Below are 17,628 nucleotides of genomic sequence, written 5' to 3'. Positions count from 1 at the left end.
GGAGGAAGTGTTTTGCTTTTACAAAACGTAGAGCAGTATGTGGAAAAGCTTATTCCTAAGCGCCAGGAGCTTATTGAAGAAATGGAAGCTTATGCAAAAGAACATCACGTTCCGATTATGGAATTGATTGGTGTTGAAACGCTATTGCAAATTCTTCGTCTTCATCAGCCAAAACATATATTAGAAATTGGAACAGCGATTGCATATTCGTCTATTCGAATGACCCATGCGCTTCCAGAGGCACGAGTGGTTACGGTAGAACGAAATGAAGAGCGTTACCAAAAAGCGCAAGAATTTATTGAACGGGCGGGAAAACAAGATAAAATTGTGTCGTTGTTTGGAGATGCACTAGAGCTTAGAGATGAGATTGAACGTCATGGTCCTTATGATGCAGTTTTTATTGATGCAGCTAAAGGTCAATATCAGCGTTTTTTTGAACATTATGAGCCGATGCTGTCTTCTAAAGGAATGATTATTTCGGATAACGTACTATTTAAAGGTCACGTAGCGACCGATTTGGCCGAAGTAGAAACACGTCGACGCCGCAGCTTAATTAAAAAAATTCAGGCATACAATACGTGGCTGATGAATCATCCCGATTATTATACAACTATTCTCCCTATTGGAGACGGAATCGCGATTAGTATTAAAAGAGGTGACCAAGAATGAAAAAACCAGAACTATTAGTGACACCCACTGCAGTTTCGGAAATTGAATCATTACTACAAGCTGGAGCAACAGCTGTTATGGTTGGTGAACAGCGCTACGGTTTGCGTTTAGCAGGTGAATTCAAACGTGAAGATATCGTAGAAGCTGTAAATATTGCTCATCAGCATAATGCAAAAGTCTACGTAGCGATGAACGGATTATTTCACAATGATAAAATCGCCGAACTAAATGAATATATTTTATTCTTAAAAGAAGCAAGCGTGGATGCGATTGTATTTGGAGATCCTGCTGTATTGATGGCAGTGCGTGAAACAGCTCCAGAAATGAAGATGCACTGGAGTACTGAAACAACGGGCACAAACTGGTATTCATGTAACTACTGGGGGCGTAAAGGAGCTAAACGCGCAGTTCTTGCTCGTGAGCTAAGCATGGATAGCATCATTGATATCAAAGAAAAAGCCGAAGTAGAAATTGAAGTTCAGGTGCATGGCATGACGTGTATGTTCCAATCAAAACGTTCACTTCTTGGCAACTACTTTGAGTATCAAGGAAAAGTCATGGAAATTGAAAATCGTAAAGTAGAAAAAGATATGTTTTTACTTGATAATGAGCGAAACAATAAATATCCAATTTTCGAAGATGAAAATGGAACGCACATTATGAGTCCAAATGATATGTGCATTATCGATGAGCTTTCCGAAATGATTGATGCTGAAGTAGATGTATTCAAAATTGACGGCGTATTAAAGTCACCGCAATATATTTTAGAAGTAACAAAAAAATATCGTCAAGCGATTGATTTATGTGTAGATGACCGTGAAGAATACGAAAACATTAAAGACGATTTGTTAGAAGAAATTGAAAGCTTACAGCCGATTAACCGTCCGTTAGACACAGGGTTTTTCTTTAAAGAAACGGTATATTAAAAAGCATGCAAAGAAAGATAAACAAAGGAGGTACAAACGATGGCTGTTCAAATCGATACTGTAGTAGAAGGTAAACGAGTTATTACTAAGAAGCCTGAGTTGTTAGCTCCAGCCGGTAACCTTGAAAAATTAAAAGTTGCCGTACACTATGGAGCAGATGCTGTGTTTATCGGAGGAAAAGAGTTTGGCCTTCGTTCAAATGCAGATAACTTTACATTTGAAGAAATGGCAGAAGGTGTTCAGTTTGCAAACAAATACGGTGCACGTATTTATGTTACAACAAACATTTTTGCTCATAATGAAAATATGGACGGACTTGAAGATTATTTAATGGGATTAGAGCGCGCTGGTGTTTCTGGAATCATCGTAGCTGATCCGTTAATTATCGAAACCTGTCGACGCGTTGCACCTAAGCTTGAAGTACATTTAAGTACGCAGCAATCACTTTCAAACTGGAAAGCCGTTCAGTTCTGGAAAGAAGAAGGATTAGAACGTGTTGTACTTGCTCGTGAAACGGGTGCTGAAGAAATGCGCGAAATGAAAGAAAAAGTGGATATTGAAATTGAAGCTTTTATTCACGGAGCGATGTGTATTGCTTATTCAGGCCGCTGCGTGCTAAGTAACCATATGACAGCGCGTGATTCAAACCGCGGAGGCTGCTGTCAATCATGCCGTTGGGACTATGATTTATTTAAAGTAGAAGACGGTAAAACGGAAACGGCTTTATTTGATGAGCAAGACGATCCGTTTGCAATGAGTCCAAAAGACTTAAATTTAATTCAATCTATTCCTCAAATGATTGAGCTGGGTATTGATAGCTTAAAAATTGAAGGACGTATGAAGTCGATTCACTATATCGCAACAGTGGTGAGCGTGTATCGCAAGGTGATTGACGCATACTGTGCAGATCCTGAGAATTTTGTGATTCAACAAGAATGGCTTGATGAGCTAGACAAATGTGCAAACCGCGATACGGCTCCTGCCTTTTTTGAAGGAGTTCCTGGAGTAGATGAGCAAATGTTTGGCGTACACGGCAAGAAAACAAAATTTGATTTTGCTGGTTTAGTATTGAATTATGATGAAGAAACAAGCATCGTGACATTGCAACAGCGTAACTATTTTAAACCGGGAGAAGAAGTGGAATTTTTCGGTCCGGAAATTAAAAACTTTACGCAAAAAATAGATAAAATTTGGGACGAAGATGGCAATGAACTAGATGCTGCGCGTCATCCGCTGCAAATTGTGAAATTTAAAGTGGACCAACCTCTATTTTCATATAACATGATGCGAAAGGGGATTTAAATATAAAATGGGGAAAAAGCCCGTTGTAATCGGTATCGCTGGTGGATCCGGTTCTGGTAAAACAACTGTAACCAAAGCTATTTATGAATATTTTAAAGGGCATTCTATTATGCTTCTTGAGCAAGACTATTATTATAAAGATCAAAGCGATGTACCGTTTGAACAGCGTTTGCAAACAAACTACGATCATCCTTTAGCATTTGATAATGATTTGCTGATTGAACACTTGCAAAACTTATTAAATTATGAGAGCATTGACAAACCGGTATATGATTACGCAATTCATACGCGCTCTGAAAAGGTAATTAGAGAAGAACCAAAAGATGTTATTATCTTAGAAGGTATTCTTGTACTAGAAGATCAGCGCTTGCGTAATTTAATGGATATCAAGCTATACGTAGATACAGATGCGGATCTTCGTATCATTCGTCGTATGCTTCGTGATATTAAAGAACGAGAGCGTACGCTTGAGTCAGTTGTTGATCAATACGTATCTGTCGTTCGCCCGATGCATAATCAGTTTGTTGAACCAACAAAACGTTATGCAGATATTATCATTCCTGAAGGCGGTCAAAACCACGTAGCGATTGACTTGATGGTCACTAAAATTCAAACAATTCTTGAACAAAATGCCATTTTATAATAACATAGCATAGATGCAGGAATTTTTTTGAAGACAATGCAGACATATTCTGCTAACTAAACACAAACATTATAAAGAATAGAGAAACGAGCAGCTTCTATTTTGAAGCTGTCATTTCTCTATTAACTGATTTTTCCACAGAGTGGAAAATTTTTTGTACATACAGAAATGGACTGTATACACTAGAGATTTTGAGTTCAAGAAGGAGTGAAGGGATTATGGCACAAGAAAAAGTATTTCCAATGACAGAAGAAGGAAAGCTAAAGCTAGAGCAAGAGCTAGAATATTTAAAAACAGTAAAACGTAAAGAAGTTGTAGAGCGTATCAAAATCGCCCGCAGTTTTGGAGATTTATCGGAGAACTCTGAGTACGATTCTGCAAAAGACGAGCAGGCTTTCGTAGAAGGCCGTATTACAACGCTTGAAAATATGATTCGCAATGCGAAAATTATTGAAGAAGATGTAGAAAACTCTTCTATTGTATCATTAGGTAAATCTGTAACATTTGTAGAGTTGCCAGATGGTGATGAAGAAACGTATACAATTGTAGGTAGTGCAGAAGCAGATCCGTTTGAAGGGAAAATTTCAAATGATTCGCCAATTGCTAAAAGTCTAATGGGCAAACAAATTGGAGATCAAGTAACTGTTCAAACTCCTGGTGGAGATATGTCAGTGAAAATTGTATCTGTTAAGTAAAACATCTGGTTGGAAGCGTTCTACTGAATGCTCGTAAGTAAAAAAGCTGACACGCGTCAGCTTTTTTTATATGATTTTAAAAAGCGGAGAGAATAGAAAAGATATGTAAGAAAGGAAAGATGAAAATGAAAGATATCGATTTTGCTAAAACAGCGCTTGTTTTAATTGATTTACAAAAAGGGATTGTTCCAATTGGAGGAGACGAAATTGTGGAGAAATCTGTTCAGCTTGTGAATCGTTTCCGCGAACAAAATGGATTTATTAGTTTTGTACGAGTAGATTTTCAAGATGGAAAAGATGCGTTGACGCCAGAAACGGATCAAAAGCCATCTGCTCCTCAAGAAAGACCTGCAGACTGGGCGGAATTCGATCCAAGACTTAATGTTCAAGAGAATGATTATATTGTGACAAAACGTCAGTGGGGAGCCTTTTTTGGGACAGATTTAGACCTTCAGCTTCGCCGAAGAGGAATTGATACAATTGTCCTTTGCGGAATTGCAACAAATATTGGTGTGGAAAGCACAGCTCGTGAAGCATTTCAGTATGGGTATAACCAAATTTTTATCACGGATGCCATGGCGACATTTACAAAAGAAGAGCATGAAGCAACTCTTTCTTACATCTTTCCGAAAATAGGAAAGCTAAGAACAACTCAACAATTTTTAACAGAAAATTAATAATAAAAACTTGCTGAATCAGCAAGTTTTTTGTGAAATGAAAAAAAGAATGAATATTTCTTAAGATAATGGTTTTAAAAGTAATGGCAACGTCGACACTTGTAAAGAGTGAGGTGTAGTCATGAAAATAATTCACAAGCGAATTTATATTACTCTTATTTTTATTTTATTATTAATTAGTGGACTGGGAGCACGGCTTGTTCAACTTCAGCTTGTCAGCACAGAATCTTTTACTGACAAAAAGATTAACTTAATTGAAGGAAGCGTAAAACAGCGTACGCAGGAAATGGTGGTAGATGACGGGCGAGGGAAATTTGAAGATAAAAATGGACAGTCTTTAACATCTATCACGCATAATCGCTTAGTCCTGTTTCCGTTTTTAGAAAAAATGAAGTGGCCTGTTCAGCAAGTAAGTGAAATCGTGGGAATGCAACCAAAGGAACTAACGAACAGACTAGCGAATGCTAAAACACCGGTTGTTATTACAAAAGAATTATCCCATGCACAAGTCGAAAAAATAAATGCATTAAAGGTACCTGGCGTATTTGGAATTCCTCTAAAAGATGAGCGTCCAGTTCCTCTTGCTGAACATTTAATCGGACTAGAGGCACAAAGCAGACAAATAATTGAAGAGAAGTATAGTGACAAATTGAAAAATGGAGCAATTAAATCAACTACGCCTGTAGGTATCTCAGGGATGCAGAGGGCTTTTGACGAGTTTTTGCTGCCGGAACAGGAGTCTAAGCTCCTTTATCATGTTGATCGCCTAGGTGGGCCTATGTTTGGCATCGATGTAAAATACACAGGCACAGCTAACCCTTATTATCCAGTCAGTGTGCGTACGACGCTTGATTTGTCTGCTCAGGAGCTAGTGGAGAATACATTAAATCATTATAAGTTAAAAGACGGAGGAGCCGTCTTAATTGATATAAAAAACAATAAAGTAATTGCGATGGCCAGCAGGCCTTCGATTAATAAGAAAGATCCATTTAAAAAGCAAAATGGTTCAGACAGCGTAGAAAATCGTTTGCTGACGCCACAAACTCCTGGATCTATATTTAAAACCGTAACAGCAGCTGCAGCGCTTGAACAAAATAAAATTCAGCCTTCTTTTACCTATAACTGCGATAAAAGTATTTATGGCAATAATGTAGAAGAAGATCATCAAAAAGGGCAGCTGACGTTTGAAGAAAGCTTCGCGCAAAGTTGTAATGCAACGTTTGCACAGCTAGCAAAAGAAATGATAATATCTAATCCGAATACCCTTGAACAATATGCCGATAAGTTAGGGCTTATTCAGCCTGTAGGATGGACGGGTGATGTGTTTCATTTTGAACATTTTAAGCAGTTTTTAGGAGAAAAATCGGGAAGAGTTTGGACAAATGAAAGAGAAAAAAAAGTACCAAATGCTGTAGCTCAAACGGCAATTGGACAGCTTGATGTAAAAGTGACTCCGCTTGCAGTAGCAAATATGATGGCGACAATTGCACGCGGAGGAGAAAAGAAACAGGTAAAAGCTGTAGATGCGCTAGAGTATAAAAACAACACGTCATTGTATACGTTTAAAGAGCATAAGCTAAAAGGAGATAGCATTAATAAAGCCACAGCTGCTTCTATGCAGCAGCTTTTAAAAGGTGTCGTACAGAGCGAAAAAGGAACAGGAAGAAGATTTCAAACCCTTCCTTATGAAGTGGCAGGAAAGTCAGGAACTGCTGAAATCAATGTGAAAGACGATATCGTCAATAAATGGTTTGCGGGTTACTTTCCTGCAGATGATCCAAAATATGCAATGGTAGTAGTGGATTTAAATACAAAAAGTGCGATATCTCCCACAAACAGCGTATTTTATGATATTGTTAAAGGGATGTATGACTTAAATACACGTTAAAACAAGAAGAATTTGTAAAAAATATTACAAATATACTTCAAATAAATTTTGATGCTTCATGTATAAGAAAACACATGTTAGAATAAAGCATTATAAAAGTTGGAGGAAATTGTAGCAATGAATAACAATCGTTCTTCAAGACACGAAAACAAAGAAAAAAAAGTAAACCGATTATATAATCTGTTAATTGCTGTCGTAGCAGTTTTAATTGTATTTGTCGGTGGTACGATGATTCTTGGAAATAAGGATAAATCGGATAACCAAGCGGAAACAACTCAAAACAATCCGCAAACAAATGACCAAAAAACGGACAAGACGGCTAAAAAAGACGATGATTCTTCGAAAGATGATCAAGCAACGGACGATCAAAGTTCTGAAGACGATCAAAGTTCTGAAGATGACCAAAGCTCTGAAGATGATCAAGCAACAGATGAAGAATCAAATGACTCAGATTCACAGGCTGAAGTAGAGAAAAATCCAGAGCCTGGCGTGGCAGAACGCAAGGTAGATCCTTCATGGGATTCAGTAGGTACGTCACAAGATGCACCTGCAGCAACTTATAAAAAAGGATCAACGGATTGGAACGAAATGCTAAAAGCTGTAGGCGAAGGGTCAGGCATTAGCCCAAGCAATATGACCGTATGGCGTTTAGGGAATAACGGTGGCGTAGGTAAAGCCGTAGCTACGGTTAGTCCTAAAGGCAACTCATCAACAAAATATCGCGTTCAAATTGAATGGGTAGATGGAGAAGGCTGGAAGCCCGCAGTAGTGGATAAGCTTCAATAAGAAAAGCAGCGCGCTAGCGCTGCTTTTTTAATTTGAAATGAACAACCGCAGAGTACAGTTTTTTACCTTGTTCATAGTCCACAGACATTTGATGAGATACGCTATGCACCTCAAGCAAAATCGCTTTATTTTGATCAATTTTTTCCGCAATTTGTTTCTCAAGCATTTTAACATCAGGCGCTTCAAAAAATTCTATTTTATCTTCAATCATTTCAAATTCAAAATTCATCTTACGACCTCCTTACCTCATTACTATAGTATAGCAAATAGAAAGTTAAAAGCTTAAAATATTTATAAATGAAGAACAAACGATAGCTAAAAACATACTATATCCATAAGAATTATTAGTTATAAGGAGGCGTTTTTTATGGGTCTAGAGTTTTTAGATATCTTTGAAAAGTGGGCGAATGAGTATGATGCATCGGTAAGCGGGAAAGATGAACAGTATAGAGAAGTGTTTCGCAATTATAATGAAATCTTAGAGTATGTAGCAGACCGTTCAATAGGGCATGTGATAGAATTTGGAACAGGGACTGGAAACTTAACAAAAAAACTGTTAGAAAAAGAACTGACTGTAGTAGGAATTGAACCTTCAGTACCAATGAGACAATTGGCACACCAGAAATTAGGGGCAGATGTTTTAGTCACACCAGGAGACTTTTTACAATTTGATACATCATTGTTTCCAGCAGAGAGCTTAGTTAGTACGTATGCTTTTCATCATTTAACAGATAAAGAAAAAGAAGAAGCTGTGATAAACTATGGAAAGTTACTTCAAACCGGTGGTAAAATAGTGTTTGCTGATACAATGTTTGAAACAGCGGATTCATTTGCTGATACCATTGTTCAGGCAAAACGAAAAGGGTATACGCAACTAGCAGAAGATCTAGAGAGGGAATACTATACAACCATTCCCGTCTTAAAGCAAATCTTTGAAAGCAATGGTTTTCACATAACCTTTACACAATTTAATCACTTTGTGTGGGTATTGGAGGCAACGAAACAATAGTAGAAAGAGGTTTTAAAATGAAAGTAGCAATCATTGGAGCAATGGAAGAAGAAGTGACGATTTTACGCGATAAAATTGAAAATCGTCAAGAAACAGTAATCGCAGGATGTGAATACTCGACAGGAACAATCAGCGGTGTGGAGGTTGTATTATTAAAATCAGGTATTGGAAAAGTAAATGCGGCGTTATCTACAGCCATCTTACTAGAAAAGTTCAAACCTGATTACGTTATTAATACAGGATCAGCAGGCGGCTTCCATCCGGAGTTAAACGTAGGAGATGCGGTTATTTCAACAGAAGTTCGTCATCATGATGTAGATGTAACGGTATTCAACTATGAATACGGTCAAGTACCAAACTTGCCTGCAGCTTTTAAAGCAGATGAAAAACTAGTTCGTCTTGCTGAAGAAAGCGCTCTTGAAGTAACGGATATGAAAATTGTAAAAGGACTAATTGCTACAGGGGATTCGTTCATGAACGATCCTGTGCGCGTAGAGTTTGTCCGCTCTAAGTTTCCAGACCTGTATGCAGCTGAAATGGAAGCGGCGGCCGTTGCTCAAGTATGCTATCAATTTGACGTACCGTTTGTTATTCTTCGTGCTCTTTCTGACATCGCCGGCAAAGAATCAAATGTTTCTTTTGAGCAATTTTTAGAAAAAGCAGCTGTTAATTCAACGAAATTAGTATTGAATTTTATTACAAAATTAAAATAAGCTGTTCGTAAAATATAGAGTTTGTTTTCGTCTACACTCTGCATCGTTTATCATAACATGGGGTGTAGACTATATTTTCACTTTAATTCCGACTTAATTTATAGGTTAAGTTATATTATTCTTTAGCGAGGTGTTCAAGATTATGAAGGTAGCCAAAAACGTTCATGAATTGATTGGAAACACACCTGTGATTGAGATTACACAATTTGATTTACCCAGAGAAATCAGGATATTTGCTAAACTGGAATATGTTAATCCAGGAGGAAGTGTAAAAGATCGTTTAGGAAAAGAACTGCTGAAAGAAGCTCTTAGCTCTGGAAGACTGAAGCGAGGCGGAACGGTGATTGAGCCTACTGCTGGAAATACGGGAATTGGGCTGGCTTTAGCTGCTCTTCAGCACGAAATAAACGTCATATTATGTGTTCCAGAAAAATTCAGTATTGAAAAACAGCAGCTTATGAAGGCTTTGGGGGCAACTGTGGTTCAAACACCTACTGAAGCTGGTATGAAAGGTGCTATAAACAAGGCTCAAGAGCTGCTGCGTGAAATACCTGGTTCTTATTGTCCTCAGCAGTTTGCTAATCCGGCTAATCCTATGACTTATTACAAAACCTTAGGGCCAGAAATATATGAACAGCTTGATGGAAAAATCGACGTGTTTGTAGCTGGAGCAGGTACAGGTGGAACATTTATGGGTACAGCAAAATTTTTGAAAGAAAAAAATCCTTCTCTAAAAGCAGTCATTGTTGAGCCAGAAGGTTCGATTTTAAACGGTGGGAAATCCGGCCCTCACTTAACTGAAGGAATTGGAATGGAGTTCATCCCTGATTATATGGATCGGTCTTATTTTAATGCTATTCATACTGTTGAAGATGTTTATGCTTTTCAAAGAGTGAAAGAGCTGGCTTTAAAAGAAGGGTTACTAGTAGGGAGCTCTTCAGGAGCAGCCTTCGAAGCAGCCCTGCTCGAAGCAAAAAATGCAGAAAAAGGCGCTCATATTGTCACTATTTTTCCCGATAGCAGCGAACGGTACTTAAGTAAAAATATTTACAGTGGAGGAAGATAAGATGAAACGTAAAACACAATTAATTCATGGTGGAATTGTTGGCGATGAACAGACGGGTGCTGTCTCTGTTCCTATTTATCAAGTGAGCACTTATAAACAAGAGGGAGCTGGAAAACATACGGGATACGAATATTCGAGAACCGGTAACCCTACACGACACGCCTTAGAAGAACTTATCAAAGAAATTGAAGGAGGATATGCTGGGTTTGCGTTTGGATCTGGTATGGCAGCTACTACTGCTGTATTCATGCTGTTTAACAGCGGAGATCATGTGCTAATTACAGATGACGTATACGGAGGAACGTACCGAGTGATTACAAAAGTGCTGAGCCGTATTGGCATTGAAGCTACTTTTATTGATACAAGCGACATCGAAAATATTAAGAAAGAAATTCGCCCCAACACAAAAGCTATTTATATCGAGACTCCCACGAATCCTCTCCTAAAAATTACTGACTTGCAGCAGGCTTCTTCAGTAGCTAAACAGCATCACTTACTTACCATCGTTGATAACACATTCAGTACCCCGTATTGGCAAAACCCTATCGAAAAAGGTGCGGATATCGTTCTGCACAGTGCAACTAAGTATCTAGGCGGCCACAGTGACGTTGTAGCAGGGCTAGCCGTTGTGAATTCGCCTAAATTGGCAGAAGACCTCCATTTTATTCAAAATGCGACTGGAGGCATTTTAGGACCCCAAGATTCTTGGCTTTTGATGAGGGGGATTAAAACATTAGGAATACGAATGGAAGAACATGAATTCAACACTGGGAAAATAGTAGAATTTTTACTTGCTCATCCTGCTGTTACAAAAGTATATTATCCAGGATTAAACACCCACCCAAACCACCTCATTGCTAAAAAGCAAGCAAGAGGTTTTGGGGGAATGGTTTCTTTTGATGTGGGAAGCGAAGAGAAAGCGGAACAAGTACTGAGCAAAGTGAAGTATTTTACATTAGCAGAAAGTTTAGGAGCCATTGAAAGCCTTATTTCCATTCCTTCTAAAATGACTCATGCTTCTATACCGAGCGACCGACGTAAAGAGCTAGGAATTACAGATGGATTAATTCGTATTTCTGTAGGCCTTGAAGATGTAGAAGATTTAATTGAAGACTTAGAAGAGGCATTGAAATAAGGGTGGTAAAAATAGGATTTTTATAGACCTATAGATCTATGATAGAGTAGAGTTATAACATTCTACTGAGAAGGTGATTGTATGAAAGCTCAACGCATCAAAGCAAAAATTGAAGATTACAGCCGCTTTATTTACGTCCTTCTAGCCGTAAGTACATTCTTGTACATTGGTGTTATGATTGGCCAAGGTGAAAAAAGTGATATGCAGCTTGGAATAATGGAAGCCATCGTTATTCTTTTTGCCGCCCTTGCCTTTTATTTTAGTTATCAAACTAAAAAACTGAAAAAAGAACTAATGAAAGAAAAAGAATAATAGATATAAAAAGGCGATCATATATCGTCTTTTTTTTATGAGGGTTGAAAAAATAAAAAAATTCCCTATTTTTCAAAAAAACAGTTTACTTTTTATGAGTCCGTGGATATAATTACCATTGTAAGGAAAATACTTTATTAAAAGGAGGTCGAGTCATATGTTAAGACGTTTATCAGTTATGGGTCATCCAGTTTCAACTATGTTCAAAAATCGTCTATATACGTATACTATTCGGCCGTGTTCCTGTATCAAGTAACTTTCTTACTTTGATCATTAAAACACGTTAATTCACCACAGGTGCGAATAGTAGCCCTGTGGTTTTTATTATTTTTCAGCCACAGGATGCTTATGCATTACTGTGGCTTTTTTGTGTATAAGGAGGTGATTGTAATGACACTGAACATTTTCTTTTTAACTATTACCATAAAGTCTCGTCAATACTCTGAGGCAGAAATTAAGCATGAACAGTATGTAAGACAATTAGAAGAAGAAATAAAAGACCGCAAGTATGAGTTTTACCGTCATTTCTAATTTGAACAGTGGAAAGGAGTGGATGAATGATGATTAATCAAAAAGGATATATCGTTGTATGGCTGCTTGTGGAGAAAGATTCCACCTAAATGATTAGTAGGGGGAGTAATGATGTGTTTGCTACGGATTATCATTTGGAAATTATTTTAAAAAAAGAGCGGAAAGAAGGATTAATTCTCCTTCTTTCCGCTCTTTTTTTTCTCTTTTTCGGCTCTGTAAAATTCGTGAAACATTTTCATGAGCGCTCGCTTTTCAATTCGCGAAACATAACTTCTTGAAATATTTAATTCTTTTGCAATTTCTCGCTGGGTTTTTTCATCCTGCAGATCCAAACCGAAGCGACCAACAATTACTTCCTTTTCCCGATCATCGAGAATATCGATGTATTCTTTTATTTTTTCTAATTCCATATTTAGTTGAATCATATCAATTACATCGTCTGATTCTGATTTTAATACATCAATCAAACTGATTTCATTTCCTTCTTTATCCTGGCCAATTGGATCATGCAGAGACACATCTTTTTTTGTTTTTTTGAGCGCTCGCAAGTGCATCAATATTTCATTTTCAATACATCGTGCGGCATAAGTAGCTAATTTTGTTCCTTTTCCCTGCGAATAACTTTCGATTGCTTTAATTAAACCGATTGTCCCAATTGAAATTAAATCTTCTGCATCCTCTCCCGTGTTTTCAAACTTTTTAACAATATGCGCAACGAGCCGGAGATTGTGTTCGATAAGAAGGTTTCGCGCTTCTTGATCTCCTTGTTCCATTAAAGATAAATATCTCTTTTCTTCAGCAGCAGACAAGGGTTGAGGAAAGGCATTGTTTTTTACGTAGGAAACAAGGAAAACCAATTCTTTAAAGAAATAGCCTAGTGCGGTAAATAATGCAGACATCTCTTCACCTCCATAAGGGGATATCAACTTGTGAGAGACTAACATTACACTATATGTAAAAAGAAGGATGTCTTTGCCTGTACGTTTAAAATTCCCCCCGGGGACAAGAGAGTTTGAAAAAGTCCACAGATTTTTCTTTATAGATAGTTACCAGCCTATACAGGGAAAAGGTATGTACATACGCTAATAGTAGTTCATAGTGTAAGGAGGGAAAGTATGTACGGTTACGGAGGCTGCTGTTATCCTAATTATCCAGCTTACCCATGTGGAGGAGGCTTCGGCTGGGGACTTGGATTGTTGATTGTTCTGTTTGTCCTGTTATTAATTTTCGGAAGCTTCTATTGGTTTTTTAGCTGCTGGTATTAAAAAAAACTCATGCATGCGCATGAGTTTTTTTAGATGACATATCCTACCGAATAGAATCATTCATTTTTAAGAATTCTTAAGGAATTTTCGCTTTGTTTCTTAAAGAAGATGATTTATTCTATAATTAAGAAAAGAAGCAAGACGATAATATTCCTCTGCAAAAGTAAATGGAGCTCTACACTTTTTTTAGCTTGAAAGTACTAATCATCAAGCAAGCGAGTACGATAATTAAAAACATATAAAAGTGTGAAGGCAAATAAGGGACGCCCAAGTAGCTAAGAGTTAATAAACAACCTGCTGCGGTAATAGGGAGCCCTGTAAAATACCCAGTATTTTCTGTGATGTTAAAGCGGGCAAGACGAAGTGCTCCGCAAGCAATGTAACAGATGGTAACAATTGAACCTGCAGCACCAAAGTGAGACAAAATACTTTGATAAAGTAGTAGAGCTGGAGCGATGCCAAATGATATAATATCGCACATGGAGTCCAGTTGTTTTCCAAGTTCAGATTCAATTTGCAGCTTTCTGGCTACCATGCCGTCGAATCGGTCTGCTAACGCTGCTAAAAAAATTAGTAATAAACTTAAGTTCAATTCATTTTTCATGACAAATAAAATAGCAAAGCTTCCTAAACTTAAATTAACAATCGTTAAGGAGTTTGCTGCTTGGGATCTCAGCTTTTTAATTGTATGATCTAGATACTCTAATAAAAACAATTTCCTCACTCCTTTAAAGGATGGAATGAACTAAAGGTAAAAATAATGGTAATTTCATTGTAGACGCAAACCTTATTCTAGTAAAGAACTATTCAGTATGTGGAGGTAAAATTATTGTTGCAGCACCTGTATCGAACATTTATTGAGCTTACGAATCATCAAGGATCATCGAAGCTCATTCGAAAATTCACTTTCTCTAAATGGAGTCGGTTTGTTATACCCTCCTATACAAAAGTTTTTAAAGTAAATAAAGAAGAAATGGACAAGCCTCTGCATCACTATCAAACCTTACACGAGCTATTTATTCGCCGTTTGAATCCTTCTGCCCGTCCGGTCGATCAGCAGAAAGACAGCGTTGTCAGTCCTGTAGATGCAAAGATAGAAGCATATGGAGTCATTACGCCTCAAAAAGAAATGATTGTAAAAAACAAACCTTATTCTATACAGGAAATGGTTTCAAATGATCTCATTCTTGAAAAATATATAGAAGGACAGTTTATTATTCTCTATCTTAGTCCGAAAGACTATCATCGCATTCACAGTCCTCTTAAAGCCCAAGTGGGGAATACGTGGACTGTTGGACAAAAGTCTTATCCAGTAAATTCATTAGGAATCAAGTACGGGAAAGAACCGCTGGTGAAAAATTTCCGGAAGCTCACGGAGTTAACATTTGAAAATGGTCACATGCTGATGGTAAAAGTAGGAGCCATGTTTATCAACAGCATTGAAGCGGTTTCTAAAAAAGAAGTAGTCGAAAAAGGGGAAGAAATGGCTTACTTCACGTTTGGTTCGACTGTCATTTTATTATTTGAGAAGAACTCAATCACTTTTGATTCTAACGTTCACTCAGGTTCTTATGTAAAGTATGGAGAACCAATTGCTCATTTGAAAAAATAGAGCCTATATAATAAAAGAGTAGATAGATAAATGAAGATGTAGCTTTCTTTTATTAAGAAGGCTCTTTTATTCGTTAAGAAGGAATTTGTATGCTAATCTTTAATGATCTTCTTTCAATTTCCTCTTCAATTAATTTTATAAAATCAGGGCTTAACTGCAGTTCGGTTGCTTTGCTGTATGATTCAATAAGCAGCTCATCTGATAATTTTCTCATAAGATTGCCGCCACCTCCTACTAAAATAAATATCCTAAAAAGTTATATTTAAATGCTAATAAATTCCTTATTTATAATCTAACATGAATCAAATAAAGGAACAATCGTTCTGTTATCCACAGCTTTCGGTGGATAAAATGTGGGTATGTTGTTTATAATTACCATTAATTGCTGAACTATAACAGAGGATAATGTGTATAAACTTATCCACATAATTAGGCTTATCATTTTTTGTCGAAAACTTTTAACAGAATTTGTTTACCACTTACCCTATTTGATAAGTAATAAACGTTTTCTGCACTATTTTTTATTTTAAGTTTGCAGAGAGTGAATATATCGTAAGCCTACGAACAAATAGAGGTTTGCTACCTTTTGTCAATAACTTTCTGTATAAAGTTAAAGCATTCACAAGGCATATCCTTTATACTAAGAAAAGACCTGTTTTTGAAGAGAATAAAATTTTAGGTTGGAAAATAACAAGAAGTCGTTATAATGATAGACGGCGTTAATTTTAGTATGTAACTATATATTCGAGGTGCATGATACGTGTTGAAACTTTTTTTACCAAATGAACATGTGAAAAACGTGTTTCAAATTAAGCCAGACGATTTGAAAGAGCGCGGAATAAAAGGAATTATTACCGACTTAGATAACACGTTGGTGGAATGGGATCGCCCTGATGCCACTCCGGAATTAATTGAGTGGTTTCAGTTAATGAAAGATAGTGGAATTAAAATTACGATTGTATCGAATAATGTGGAGAAACGAGTCAAGCTGTTTTCAGATCCAGTTGGACTTCCATTTGTATATAAAGCACGCAAACCGATGCGTAAAGCATTTAGAAGAGCTCTTCGTGATATGGAGTTGCAAAAAGATGAGGTTGTAGTTATTGGTGACCAGCTTTTAACGGATGTATTAGGAGGAAATCGTCTCGGCGTATATACGGTTTTGGTTGTACCAGTTGCGCAAACAGATGGATTTGTAACGAAATTTAACCGTAAAATGGAACGAAGAATTCTAGGTTGGATGAAACGAAAAGGTATGATTAACTGGGAGGATTAAAACGTGAGTGAAGAAAAATTACAGTGCGTAGGATGCGGAGTGGAGATTCAAACAGAACGACCGGATGAACTTGGCTATGCTCCAAAATCAGCACTAGAAAAAGAAGTTATTATTTGCCAGCGATGCTTTCGCTTGAAGCATTATAATGAAGTACAAGATGTTTCCTTAACAGACGATGATTTTTTAAAAATCTTAAATGGAATTGGTCAAACGGACGGTTTAGTTGTAAAAGTTGTAGATATCTTTGACTTTAACGGCAGCTGGTTACCTGGTTTGCATCGATTTGTTGGAAATAACAAGGTTCTTTTAGTGGGAAATAAAGCAGATTTACTGCCAAAGTCTATAAAGAAAAATAAACTAATTCATTGGATGAAGCGAGAAGCGAAAGAGCTTGGGCTAAAATCAGTGGATGTGTTCCTCATGAGCGCGCAAAAAGGACAAGGAATTCGAGAAATTGCCGAAGCCATTGAACATTATCGCGAAGGTAAAGATGTATATGTTGTGGGATGTACAAACGTTGGTAAATCAACATTTATCAATGCCATTATTAAAGAAGTAACGGGAGAAAAAGATATTATTACCACATCTCAATATCCGGGCACAACGCTGGATATGATTGATATCCCGCTTGATAACGGCGCGTCTTTATATGATACGCCTGGTATTATTAATCACCATCAGATGGCTCACTATGTAGATAAACGAGACTTAAAGCTGATTTCTCCTAAAAAGGAAATAAAGCCGAAGGTTTATCAGCTAAATGAAGGGCAAACGTTATACTTTGGAGGACTGGCGCGCTTAGATTATGTACAGGGAGGCCGCAAATCATTAACATGTTATGTATCAAACGATTTGCATATCCATCGTACGAAGCTTGAAAAAGCAGATGAGTTGTATGAAAAGCAAGCAGGTGAACTGCTTCAGCCGCCGCGCCCAGAGCAAATGGATGAGTTTCCTGAACTGGTTGCACATGAATTTACAATAAAAAATGAAAAAACGGATATTGTTTTTTCAGGGCTGGGCTGGGTGACGGTTAATGAGTCAGGTTCAAAAGTTGTGGCGCATGCACCAAAAGGAGTCGGCGTATTTGTGCGCGATTCTTTAATTTAAACAAAAAGGGGAA

22 protein-coding genes are annotated in these 17,628 nt (G+C 37.3%); 18 read left to right on the top strand and 4 right to left on the bottom strand.

All coding sequences use genetic code 11. The features are described from left to right. Positions 1–12: 12 nt before the first annotated feature. The 8 genes from BG04_RS08095 to BG04_RS08060 all read left to right on the top strand — a co-directional run bounded on the left by BG04_RS08095 (position 13) and on the right by BG04_RS08060 (position 7,586). Positions 13–669 (top strand): O-methyltransferase, encoded by a 657-nt coding sequence (locus tag BG04_RS08095; protein WP_013059283.1) that lies wholly within the window; start codon positions 13–15, stop codon positions 667–669. Further along, positions 666–1,595 (top strand): peptidase U32 family protein, encoded by a 930-nt coding sequence (locus tag BG04_RS08090; RefSeq protein ID WP_016765613.1) that lies wholly within the window; start codon positions 666–668, stop codon positions 1,593–1,595. The genes BG04_RS08095 and BG04_RS08090 overlap by 4 nt, the downstream gene beginning before the upstream one ends. A 39-nt stretch (positions 1,596–1,634) precedes the next feature. Further along, the gene (locus tag BG04_RS08085; RefSeq protein ID WP_034648827.1) at positions 1,635–2,897 is read left to right on the top strand and encodes a peptidase U32 family protein; all 1,263 of its coding nucleotides are present in this window, start codon (positions 1,635–1,637) and stop codon (positions 2,895–2,897) included. Between the two features lie 7 nt (positions 2,898–2,904). Then, on the top strand, positions 2,905–3,540 hold the full coding sequence (gene udk, locus BG04_RS08080) for a uridine kinase (protein WP_013059280.1): 636 nt from the start codon (positions 2,905–2,907) through the stop codon (positions 3,538–3,540). A gap of 218 nt (positions 3,541–3,758) precedes the next feature. Further along, on the top strand, positions 3,759–4,235 hold the full coding sequence (gene greA, locus BG04_RS08075; RefSeq protein WP_013059279.1) for a transcription elongation factor GreA: 477 nt from the start codon (positions 3,759–3,761) through the stop codon (positions 4,233–4,235). 119 nt (positions 4,236–4,354) lie between these two features. Then, a complete protein-coding gene (locus BG04_RS08070) occupies positions 4,355–4,912 on the top strand; it encodes an isochorismatase family protein (protein ID WP_026106703.1) in 558 nt (185 codons plus the stop codon). Between the two features lie 121 nt (positions 4,913–5,033). Then, the gene (locus BG04_RS08065) at positions 5,034–6,800 is read left to right on the top strand and encodes a peptidoglycan D,D-transpeptidase FtsI family protein (protein WP_034648831.1); all 1,767 of its coding nucleotides are present in this window, start codon (positions 5,034–5,036) and stop codon (positions 6,798–6,800) included. A gap of 117 nt (positions 6,801–6,917) precedes the next feature. After that, complete coding sequence (locus BG04_RS08060) at positions 6,918–7,586, top strand: YrrS family protein (protein ID WP_034648833.1); 669 nt, start codon at positions 6,918–6,920, stop codon at positions 7,584–7,586. Between the two features lie 13 nt (positions 7,587–7,599). Here the strand turns inward: BG04_RS08060 and BG04_RS08055 are convergent, their stop codons facing one another. Then, complete coding sequence (locus tag BG04_RS08055; RefSeq protein WP_013085082.1) at positions 7,600–7,815, bottom strand: DUF2536 family protein; 216 nt, start codon at positions 7,813–7,815, stop codon at positions 7,600–7,602. Positions 7,816–7,953: 138 nt separating this feature from the next. Here BG04_RS08055 and BG04_RS08050 point away from each other — a divergent pair, with 138 nt between their 5' ends. From BG04_RS08050 to BG04_RS29620, 6 genes are all read left to right on the top strand, one after another. Continuing rightward, on the top strand, positions 7,954–8,595 hold the full coding sequence (locus BG04_RS08050; protein WP_016765609.1) for a class I SAM-dependent methyltransferase: 642 nt from the start codon (positions 7,954–7,956) through the stop codon (positions 8,593–8,595). A gap of 17 nt (positions 8,596–8,612) precedes the next feature. After that, positions 8,613–9,308 (top strand): 5'-methylthioadenosine/S-adenosylhomocysteine nucleosidase, encoded by a 696-nt coding sequence (gene mtnN, locus BG04_RS08045; protein ID WP_013085081.1) that lies wholly within the window; start codon positions 8,613–8,615, stop codon positions 9,306–9,308. 142 nt (positions 9,309–9,450) lie between these two features. After that, positions 9,451–10,374 (top strand): PLP-dependent cysteine synthase family protein, encoded by a 924-nt coding sequence (locus BG04_RS08040; protein ID WP_034648836.1) that lies wholly within the window; start codon positions 9,451–9,453, stop codon positions 10,372–10,374. A 1-nt stretch (position 10,375) separates the two neighbouring features. Further along, on the top strand, positions 10,376–11,509 hold the full coding sequence (locus tag BG04_RS08035; RefSeq protein WP_016765606.1) for a bifunctional cystathionine gamma-lyase/homocysteine desulfhydrase: 1,134 nt from the start codon (positions 10,376–10,378) through the stop codon (positions 11,507–11,509). Between the two features lie 81 nt (positions 11,510–11,590). Further along, the gene (locus BG04_RS08030) at positions 11,591–11,821 is read left to right on the top strand and encodes a YrhC family protein (protein ID WP_013085078.1); all 231 of its coding nucleotides are present in this window, start codon (positions 11,591–11,593) and stop codon (positions 11,819–11,821) included. Between the two features lie 390 nt (positions 11,822–12,211). Further along, the gene (locus BG04_RS29620) at positions 12,212–12,352 is read left to right on the top strand and encodes a YrzI family small protein (protein WP_013059269.1); all 141 of its coding nucleotides are present in this window, start codon (positions 12,212–12,214) and stop codon (positions 12,350–12,352) included. Positions 12,353–12,522: 170 nt separating this feature from the next. Here BG04_RS29620 and sigK read toward each other — a convergent pair whose 3' ends face one another. Next, the gene (gene sigK, locus BG04_RS08025) at positions 12,523–13,251 is read right to left on the bottom strand and encodes an RNA polymerase sporulation sigma factor SigK (RefSeq protein ID WP_013059268.1); all 729 of its coding nucleotides are present in this window, start codon (positions 13,249–13,251) and stop codon (positions 12,523–12,525) included. Positions 13,252–13,467: 216 nt separating this feature from the next. Here sigK and BG04_RS30940 point away from each other — a divergent pair, with 216 nt between their 5' ends. Beyond that, complete coding sequence (locus BG04_RS30940; protein WP_013085077.1) at positions 13,468–13,617, top strand: hypothetical protein; 150 nt, start codon at positions 13,468–13,470, stop codon at positions 13,615–13,617. A 175-nt stretch (positions 13,618–13,792) separates the two neighbouring features. Here the strand turns inward: BG04_RS30940 and pssA are convergent, their stop codons facing one another. Then, the gene (gene pssA, locus BG04_RS08020; RefSeq protein ID WP_034648840.1) at positions 13,793–14,332 is read right to left on the bottom strand and encodes a CDP-diacylglycerol--serine O-phosphatidyltransferase; all 540 of its coding nucleotides are present in this window, start codon (positions 14,330–14,332) and stop codon (positions 13,793–13,795) included. 114 nt (positions 14,333–14,446) lie between these two features. Here pssA and BG04_RS08015 point away from each other — a divergent pair, with 114 nt between their 5' ends. After that, entirely contained in the window at positions 14,447–15,229 is a 783-nt protein-coding gene (locus BG04_RS08015) for a phosphatidylserine decarboxylase (protein WP_013085076.1), read from the top strand. A gap of 73 nt (positions 15,230–15,302) precedes the next feature. On the opposite strand, the gene BG04_RS08010 is transcribed toward BG04_RS08015, so the two are convergent. Beyond that, the gene (locus tag BG04_RS08010) at positions 15,303–15,443 is read right to left on the bottom strand and encodes a sporulation histidine kinase inhibitor Sda (RefSeq protein ID WP_013059264.1); all 141 of its coding nucleotides are present in this window, start codon (positions 15,441–15,443) and stop codon (positions 15,303–15,305) included. A gap of 549 nt (positions 15,444–15,992) precedes the next feature. Between BG04_RS08010 and BG04_RS08005 the strand changes: the two genes are divergently transcribed. Then, complete coding sequence (locus BG04_RS08005; protein ID WP_013059263.1) at positions 15,993–16,505, top strand: YqeG family HAD IIIA-type phosphatase; 513 nt, start codon at positions 15,993–15,995, stop codon at positions 16,503–16,505. Positions 16,506–16,508: 3 nt separating this feature from the next. Further along, the gene (gene yqeH, locus BG04_RS08000; protein ID WP_013085075.1) at positions 16,509–17,615 is read left to right on the top strand and encodes a ribosome biogenesis GTPase YqeH; all 1,107 of its coding nucleotides are present in this window, start codon (positions 16,509–16,511) and stop codon (positions 17,613–17,615) included. The last annotated feature ends 13 nt before the right edge of the window (positions 17,616–17,628 follow it).

It is taken from the genome of Priestia megaterium NBRC 15308 = ATCC 14581 (genome assembly GCF_000832985.1).
GTDB lineage: Bacteria > Bacillota > Bacilli > Bacillales > Bacillaceae_H > Priestia > Priestia megaterium.
This window is presented reverse-complemented; position numbering and strand designations above follow the sequence as displayed.

What these genes read in the sequence shown, in the direction of transcription:
- BG04_RS08090 (WP_016765613.1), top strand. Translation starts at nt 666, where the DNA reads ATGAAAAAACCAGAACTATTAGTGACACCCACTGCAGTTTCGGAAATT.
- BG04_RS08085 (WP_034648827.1), top strand. Translation starts at nt 1,635, where the DNA reads ATGGCTGTTCAAATCGATACTGTAGTAGAAGGTAAACGAGTTATTACT.
- udk (WP_013059280.1), top strand. Translation starts at nt 2,905, where the DNA reads ATGGGGAAAAAGCCCGTTGTAATCGGTATCGCTGGTGGATCCGGTTCT.
- greA (WP_013059279.1), top strand. Translation starts at nt 3,759, where the DNA reads ATGGCACAAGAAAAAGTATTTCCAATGACAGAAGAAGGAAAGCTAAAG.
- BG04_RS08070 (WP_026106703.1), top strand. Translation starts at nt 4,355, where the DNA reads ATGAAAATGAAAGATATCGATTTTGCTAAAACAGCGCTTGTTTTAATT.
- BG04_RS08065 (WP_034648831.1), top strand. Translation starts at nt 5,034, where the DNA reads ATGAAAATAATTCACAAGCGAATTTATATTACTCTTATTTTTATTTTA.
- BG04_RS08060 (WP_034648833.1), top strand. Translation starts at nt 6,918, where the DNA reads ATGAATAACAATCGTTCTTCAAGACACGAAAACAAAGAAAAAAAAGTA.
- BG04_RS08055 (WP_013085082.1), bottom strand. Translation starts at nt 7,815, where the DNA reads ATGAATTTTGAATTTGAAATGATTGAAGATAAAATAGAATTTTTTGAA.
- BG04_RS08050 (WP_016765609.1), top strand. Translation starts at nt 7,954, where the DNA reads ATGGGTCTAGAGTTTTTAGATATCTTTGAAAAGTGGGCGAATGAGTAT.
- mtnN (WP_013085081.1), top strand. Translation starts at nt 8,613, where the DNA reads ATGAAAGTAGCAATCATTGGAGCAATGGAAGAAGAAGTGACGATTTTA.
- BG04_RS08040 (WP_034648836.1), top strand. Translation starts at nt 9,451, where the DNA reads ATGAAGGTAGCCAAAAACGTTCATGAATTGATTGGAAACACACCTGTG.
- BG04_RS08035 (WP_016765606.1), top strand. Translation starts at nt 10,376, where the DNA reads ATGAAACGTAAAACACAATTAATTCATGGTGGAATTGTTGGCGATGAA.
- BG04_RS08030 (WP_013085078.1), top strand. Translation starts at nt 11,591, where the DNA reads ATGAAAGCTCAACGCATCAAAGCAAAAATTGAAGATTACAGCCGCTTT.
- BG04_RS29620 (WP_013059269.1), top strand. Translation starts at nt 12,212, where the DNA reads ATGACACTGAACATTTTCTTTTTAACTATTACCATAAAGTCTCGTCAA.
- sigK (WP_013059268.1), bottom strand. Translation starts at nt 13,251, where the DNA reads ATGTCTGCATTATTTACCGCACTAGGCTATTTCTTTAAAGAATTGGTT.
- BG04_RS30940 (WP_013085077.1), top strand. Translation starts at nt 13,468, where the DNA reads ATGTACGGTTACGGAGGCTGCTGTTATCCTAATTATCCAGCTTACCCA.
- BG04_RS08010 (WP_013059264.1), bottom strand. Translation starts at nt 15,443, where the DNA reads ATGAGAAAATTATCAGATGAGCTGCTTATTGAATCATACAGCAAAGCA.